The following is a 5,412-nucleotide window of genomic DNA, read 5'->3' on the forward strand; positions in this document are numbered from 1 at the left end:
TCCGGGTTGTGAAGACTTCGACATCTCCACTAAGCCCGGAGGTCCTCCCTTCGACAACCCGAACTGGCACCAACCTCCTGGCCGGGTACACCTAGCCTCGCAGGATGGGCGAAGCCACCACGGACCCGGCCGCAGACCAGAGCAAAGACCAGAGCACAGTCCAGAGCACGGCACCTGCCGGGGACGCCCCGCTGCTGGATCGTCGGTTCGCCTGGCGCGGCCGCGACATCGCGTGGACAGCCTTCGGCTCGGGTCCCCCGCTGGTGATGTGCCACGGCACTCCCTGGTCGTCGTGGCTGTGGGAGCCGTACGCTCGCGCGCTGGCGGCCGAGTTCACCGTGCACCTGTGGGACATGCCCGGCTACGGCGCGTCGTCGAAGGATCCCGCGCACGACGTCGACCTGGGCACGCAGGGCGAGGCGTTCGCCGCTCTGCTGGCGCACTGGGCCGGGTCGTGGACGACGACGCACGACGGCACCCGCGCCTCGGGGCGTCCGGGCGTCCGGCCCCACGTGGTCGCCCACGACTACGGCGGCGCGGTGAGCCTGCGGGCGGCGCTGCTGCACGGCGCGCGGTACGCATCCCTGTGCCTCGTCGACGTCGTCGCGCTGCGCCCGTGGGGATCGCCGTACTCCTCGCTGGTGCGCGAGCACGCCGACGTCTTCACCCGCACGCCCGCCGCAGTGCACCGCGGGGCCCTGGAGGCGTACGTGCGCACGGCTGCCCACCGCCCGCTGACGGACACCGCCCTGCGTGCCCTCGTCGCCCCGTGGAGCTCGGAGTCCGGGCAGGCCGCCTTCTACCGGCAGGTCGCCCAGGCCGACGAGCGGTACATCGCCGAGCTGGAGCCCCTGCTCGGCACGCTCGACGTGCCCACGCGCGTGCTGTGGGGCGAGCAGGACGCCTGGATCCCCGTCGACCGGGCGCAACGCCTGGCCGCCGCCCTGCCCGGCGCCGACGTGCGGCTCATCCCGCACGCGGGTCACCTGGTGCAGCTCGACGCGCCGGTCGCCCTCGCCTTCGAGCTGCAGCGGTGGCTGTCCGCCGGCACAGGGCGCGACCCGAGGTCGCACGAGGTGACACCGGGTCACGCGGTGTAGCACCGTGCCGCGGCACGCTGTGACCTCCCCGGGTCAGTACCAGCTCGCCCTGGCGTGCTGGAAGATCAGGTTGGTCTCGGTGAGCGCCACGTCCGGGTCGGTGGACAGGTGCTCGATGACGAACTCGTTGAGGGCGTCGGAGTCCGCCGCCGCCACGTGCACGAAGAAGTCGTGCGCCCCGCCCAGCAGGAACACGTTCAGCACCCCGGGCAGCTCGGCGAGGCGCTGCAGGTAGGTGCTCAGCCGGGTCCGCGCCGCGCCGCGCATCTGCACGGCGATCATCGCCTGCAACGGGTGTCCCGTGCGCCCCGGGTCCACGTCCGCGTGGAACCCGCGGATCACGCCCCGCTCGCGCAGCTGGCGCACCCGCGTCAGGCAGGTGGAGGGCGCGACGCCCGCCCGCGCCGCCAAGGCGTTGTTCGGGATGCGGGCGTCCTCCGCCAGCGCCGCGAGGAGGCGCTGGTCGACGTCGTCGAGCCGTTCCGGTGCCGGCCCGCGCCGGTCCAGGCCCCAGGACGGGTCGGGGCGAACATCGTTCGGCCGGGTGGAGCGCGCGGCACCCCGAGGCGCAGATCGTGACGACATGACCCCAAACTACCGAACGATGTGCGGATTCGTAGTCCTGTGCCGAACAACTCCTCCACAATGGGCGTGAGCGGGGTCACATCTTTCTCCCGGCTCACGGGCCCCGGGTCACCTCCGGCCCGGCACGCAGCCACGCAGCATCCACCCTGGCCACGGTCACCCGCCGCGGTCTCGAGTCTCGAAGGCGAGCCCCATGCGCATCGGCGTCCCGAAGGAAGTCAAGAACCACGAGTACCGCGTGGCCATCACCCCCGCCGGGGTGCACGAGCTCGTCTCGCGCGGCCACGAGGTCACCGTCCAGGCCGGTGCGGGCGACGGCTCCGCCATCACCGACGACGAGTACCGCGCCGCCGGCGCGTCCGTGGTGGGCGACGCCGACGACGTGTGGGCCGGCGCCGAGACGGTCCTGAAGGTCAAGGAGCCCGTCGCCGAGGAGTACCACTGCCTGCGACCCGGGCTGGTGCTGTTCACCTACCTGCACCTCGCGGCCGACAAGGCGCTCACCGAGGAGCTCCTCGCCCGCGACGTCACCGCCGTCGCCTACGAGACCGTGCAGACCCCCGACGGCCGCCTGCCCCTGCTCGCCCCCATGTCCGAGGTCGCCGGGCGCCTCGCCCCCCAGGTCGGCGCCGCCACCCTGCTGCGCGGCGCCGGCGGGCGCGGCGTCCTGCTCGGCGGCGTGCCCGGCGTGCCCGCAGGGCACGTCGTGATCATCGGGGCCGGCGTCTCGGGCATGAACGCCGCCCGCGTCGCCGTCGGGCTCGGCGCCCGGGTCACCCTCCTGGACACCAGCGCGGACGCGCTCAAGGCCGCCGACCGCGAGCTCGGCGGCCGCGTGCAGACCCTCGCCTCCAACCGCCTCACCCTCGCCGAGGCGGTCCTGGACGCCGACCTCGTCGTCGGCGCCGTCCTGGTGCCCGGCGCGAAGGCGCCCGTGCTCGTCGACAACGACCTGGTCGCGCGCATGCGCCCCGGCGCCGTGCTCGTCGACATCGCGATCGACCAGGGCGGCTGCTTCGAGGACTCCCGCCCCACCACCCACGCCGACCCCACGTTCCGCGTCCACGACACGGTCTTCTACTGCGTCGCGAACATGCCCGGCGCCGTGCCCCGCACCTCCACGTACGCCCTGACGAACGTGACGCTGCCCTACGTCGTGGCGCTCGCGGACCACGGCTGGCGCGAGGCCATGCGCGCCGACCCCGTGCTGGCGGGCGGCCTGAACGTGCACGACGGCCGCGTCACGAACGCCGGCGTCGCCGAGGCGCACTCCCTCGACCAGGTCGCCGTCACGGACGTGCTGTGAGGTCCTCGCTCAGCGGTCGAGGCCGGCGTCGCGCCGCCGCGGCGGCACGGGCACGCGGTCGAGGTCGGCCGCCACGGTGAGGCCGCCGTCGAACACCTCGCGCGCCTCGCGCTCGAACTCCAGCGGCAGCTCGTCGGGCACGCGGTAGCGCTGGGAGAAGTGCGTCAGGACGAGGTGGCGCACGCCGGCGTGGGAGGCGACGACGGCGGCCTGCCGGCACGTCAGGTGCGCCCACCGGGCGGCCAGGTCGGCGTCCCGGTGCAGGAAGGTCGACTCGACCACCAGCAGGTCGACGCCGTCGGCGAGCGCCTCGACCGCGTCGCACAGGCGGGTGTCCATGACGAACGCGACCGACTGTCCCGGCCGGGGCACGGACACGGTGTCGCGGTGCACGGTGCGGCCGTCGTCGAGGGTGAGCGTGCCCTCGCGCAGCAGCCGGCCCACCGCGGGGCCGGGCGGCACGCCGGCGGCCGTGAGCGCCGCCGGGTCGAGGGAGACGCCGTCGGGCTCGTCCAGCCGGTAGCCGACGGCGTCGATGCGGTGCTCCAGCGGGCGTGCGGTCAGCACGGGGGCGCCCGGGCCGGCGCCCCGTTCGCCGTCGACCCGGGACAGCGTCGCGACCGGGCCGCCCGCCGCGGTCGGCGCACGGTCGGCGTGCCCGGGTGGGAACGTCACGGGCTGGAGCGCGACCCGCTCGTGGTGGTCGTAGGCGCTGGCGTCCAGCAGGTGGCGCACCCACGGCTCGCCCGAGGCGGGGAAGGAGATCGGGACGGTGTGGCGCACCTGGTCGCCGGACAGCCGCTGCGCGACGCCCGCCAGGCCGAGCGAGTGGTCCCCGTGCAGGTGGGTGAGGGCGATGCGGGTGAGGTCGGTCGCGGAGACGCCGGCGAGCGTCATCTGCCGCTGTGTGCCCTCGCCCGGGTCGAACAGGATGGCCTGGTCGTCGAAGAACAGGACGTACCCGTTGTGGTTGCGACCTCGCGTGGGGACCATGCTCGCCGTGCCGAGCACGACGAGCTCACGTCGTGACACGCGGGCTGCTCAGTGGCCCAGGGCGCGCCCGACGACGCGCACGAGGCCGGTGGTGACGTGCTGGACCGGGTGCCACAGGTCGCGGTCGAAGACGGCGGTGCGCCTCGCGGGCCCGCGGTGCAGCCGTCCCGCCAGCCGGGGCTGGGGCGAGGGCGCGGCGGGCGTGGGCTTGAGGGACGGCAGCCCTGCCAGCACCGACGGGCGGTACCGGGCGCCGGGGTCCCACCGCTGGTCGGGCCGCTGTCTCCCGTCGTCGGCCATGGGGTCATCCTTGCCCTCGGTGCGAGGGTCCGCAAGACCGCCCGCGGGGCGGGGTCAGGCAGGGAAGCCCTGCGGGTTCTGGGACTGCCAGCGCCACGTGTCGGCGCACATGTCGTCGATCGTCTTGTGCGCGCGCCACCCGAGCTCGGTCTGCGCCCGCGTGGGGTCGGCCCAGAAGGCGGGGAGGTCGCCGGCGCGGCGGGGGCCCACCTCGTAGGGCAGCTCGCGCCCGACGGCACGCTCGAACGCGTGCAGCATCTGCAGCACGGACGTGCCGGTGCCGGTGCCGAGGTTGAACGCGCGCACCGGCTCGGCCATCGCGTCCAGGTGGTCCAGCGCGGCGACGTGCCCGGCGGCGAGGTCCTCCACGTGCAGGTAGTCCCGCTCGCACGTGCCGTCCGCGGTGGGGTAGTCGTCACCGAACACCACGAGCTTGTCGCGCTTGCCGACGGCGACCTGGGCCAGGAACGGCATGAGGTTGTTCGGGATGCCCTGCGGGTCCTCGCCGATCTGTCCCGACGGGTGCGCGCCCACCGGGTTGAAGTAGCGCAGCAGCGCCACCTTGAGCCCGTCGACGGCGACCGCCGCGTCGGCCAGGATGCGCTCGATCATCACCTTCGTCTGCCCGTAGGGGGACGACGACGACAGGTACGCGTAGTCCTCGCGGTAGGGCACGGGCGCGTCCTGGCCGTACACGGTGGCCGAGGAGGAGAAGACGAGGCGCGGCACGTCGTGGCGGCGCATCGCCTCCAGCAGCGACAGCGTGGAGTCGAGGTTGTTGCGGTAGTACTCCAGCGGCTTGGCCACGGACTCCCCCACGGCCTTGAAGCCCGCGAAGTGCACCACGGCGTCGAACTTCTCGTGCGCGAACAGGCGCTCGGTCTTGTCCGCGTCGGTGAGGTCCAGCGCGTGCACGGGCACGTGCACGCCCGACAGCGACTCCAGGCGGCTCATCACCGTGGGCTTGCTGTTGGAGAAGTCGTCCACCACGACGACGTCGTGCCCGGAGGCGACGAGGGACAGGACGGTGTGGGAGCCGATGTACCCGGCGCCGCCGGAGACGAGAACGCGCATGGGCCCAGCCTAGGGCGTGGACGTGCCGTGCCGGACGCGCCGTCCGTGAGCGCT

General features: G+C 74.0%; 6 protein-coding genes. 2 read left to right on the top strand and 4 right to left on the bottom strand.

Going from position 1 to position 5,412, the window contains the following annotated elements; all coding sequences use genetic code 11:
* Window positions 1-104 precede the first annotated feature (104 nt).
* Entirely contained in the window at window positions 105-1,100 is a 996-nt protein-coding gene (locus tag ACWGKI_RS19210; RefSeq protein WP_452189159.1) for an alpha/beta fold hydrolase, read from the top strand.
* Window positions 1,101-1,133: 33 nt separating this feature from the next.
* On the opposite strand, the gene ACWGKI_RS19215 is transcribed toward ACWGKI_RS19210, so the two are convergent.
* Window positions 1,134-1,685: an Lrp/AsnC family transcriptional regulator gene (locus tag ACWGKI_RS19215; protein WP_380244322.1), complete on the bottom strand. Its 552-nt coding sequence runs from the start codon at window positions 1,683-1,685 to the stop codon at window positions 1,134-1,136.
* Window positions 1,686-1,878: 193 nt separating this feature from the next.
* Between ACWGKI_RS19215 and ald the strand changes: the two genes are divergently transcribed.
* Window positions 1,879-2,991 (top strand): alanine dehydrogenase, encoded by a 1,113-nt coding sequence (ald, locus tag ACWGKI_RS19220; protein WP_452189162.1) that lies wholly within the window; start codon window positions 1,879-1,881, stop codon window positions 2,989-2,991.
* Between the two features lie 9 nt (window positions 2,992-3,000).
* On the opposite strand, the gene ACWGKI_RS19225 is transcribed toward ald, so the two are convergent.
* Genes ACWGKI_RS19225 through galE form a run of 3 tightly spaced genes read right to left on the bottom strand, consistent with a single transcriptional unit; the run spans window position 3,001 to window position 5,358 of the window.
* Window positions 3,001-4,023: a ribonuclease Z gene (locus ACWGKI_RS19225; RefSeq protein WP_452189163.1), complete on the bottom strand. Its 1,023-nt coding sequence runs from the start codon at window positions 4,021-4,023 to the stop codon at window positions 3,001-3,003.
* Window positions 4,024-4,032: 9 nt separating this feature from the next.
* Complete coding sequence (locus tag ACWGKI_RS19230) at window positions 4,033-4,284, bottom strand: hypothetical protein (RefSeq protein ID WP_452189165.1); 252 nt, start codon at window positions 4,282-4,284, stop codon at window positions 4,033-4,035.
* A gap of 54 nt (window positions 4,285-4,338) precedes the next feature.
* Window positions 4,339-5,358, bottom strand: a complete 1,020-nt coding sequence (galE, locus tag ACWGKI_RS19235; RefSeq protein ID WP_380244318.1) for a UDP-glucose 4-epimerase GalE — start codon at window positions 5,356-5,358, stop codon at window positions 4,339-4,341.
* Window positions 5,359-5,412 lie beyond the last annotated feature (54 nt).

The organism is Isoptericola sp. NPDC055881 (assembly GCF_053615895.1).

Coding starts and splice junctions, on each gene's coding strand:
- ACWGKI_RS19210 (WP_452189159.1), top strand. CDS start 105: ATGGGCGAAGCCACCACGGACCCGGCCGCAGACCAGAGCAAAGACCAG.
- ACWGKI_RS19215 (WP_380244322.1), bottom strand. CDS start 1,685: ATGTCGTCACGATCTGCGCCTCGGGGTGCCGCGCGCTCCACCCGGCCG.
- ald (WP_452189162.1), top strand. CDS start 1,879: ATGCGCATCGGCGTCCCGAAGGAAGTCAAGAACCACGAGTACCGCGTG.
- ACWGKI_RS19230 (WP_452189165.1), bottom strand. CDS start 4,284: ATGGCCGACGACGGGAGACAGCGGCCCGACCAGCGGTGGGACCCCGGC.
- galE (WP_380244318.1), bottom strand. CDS start 5,358: ATGCGCGTTCTCGTCTCCGGCGGCGCCGGGTACATCGGCTCCCACACC.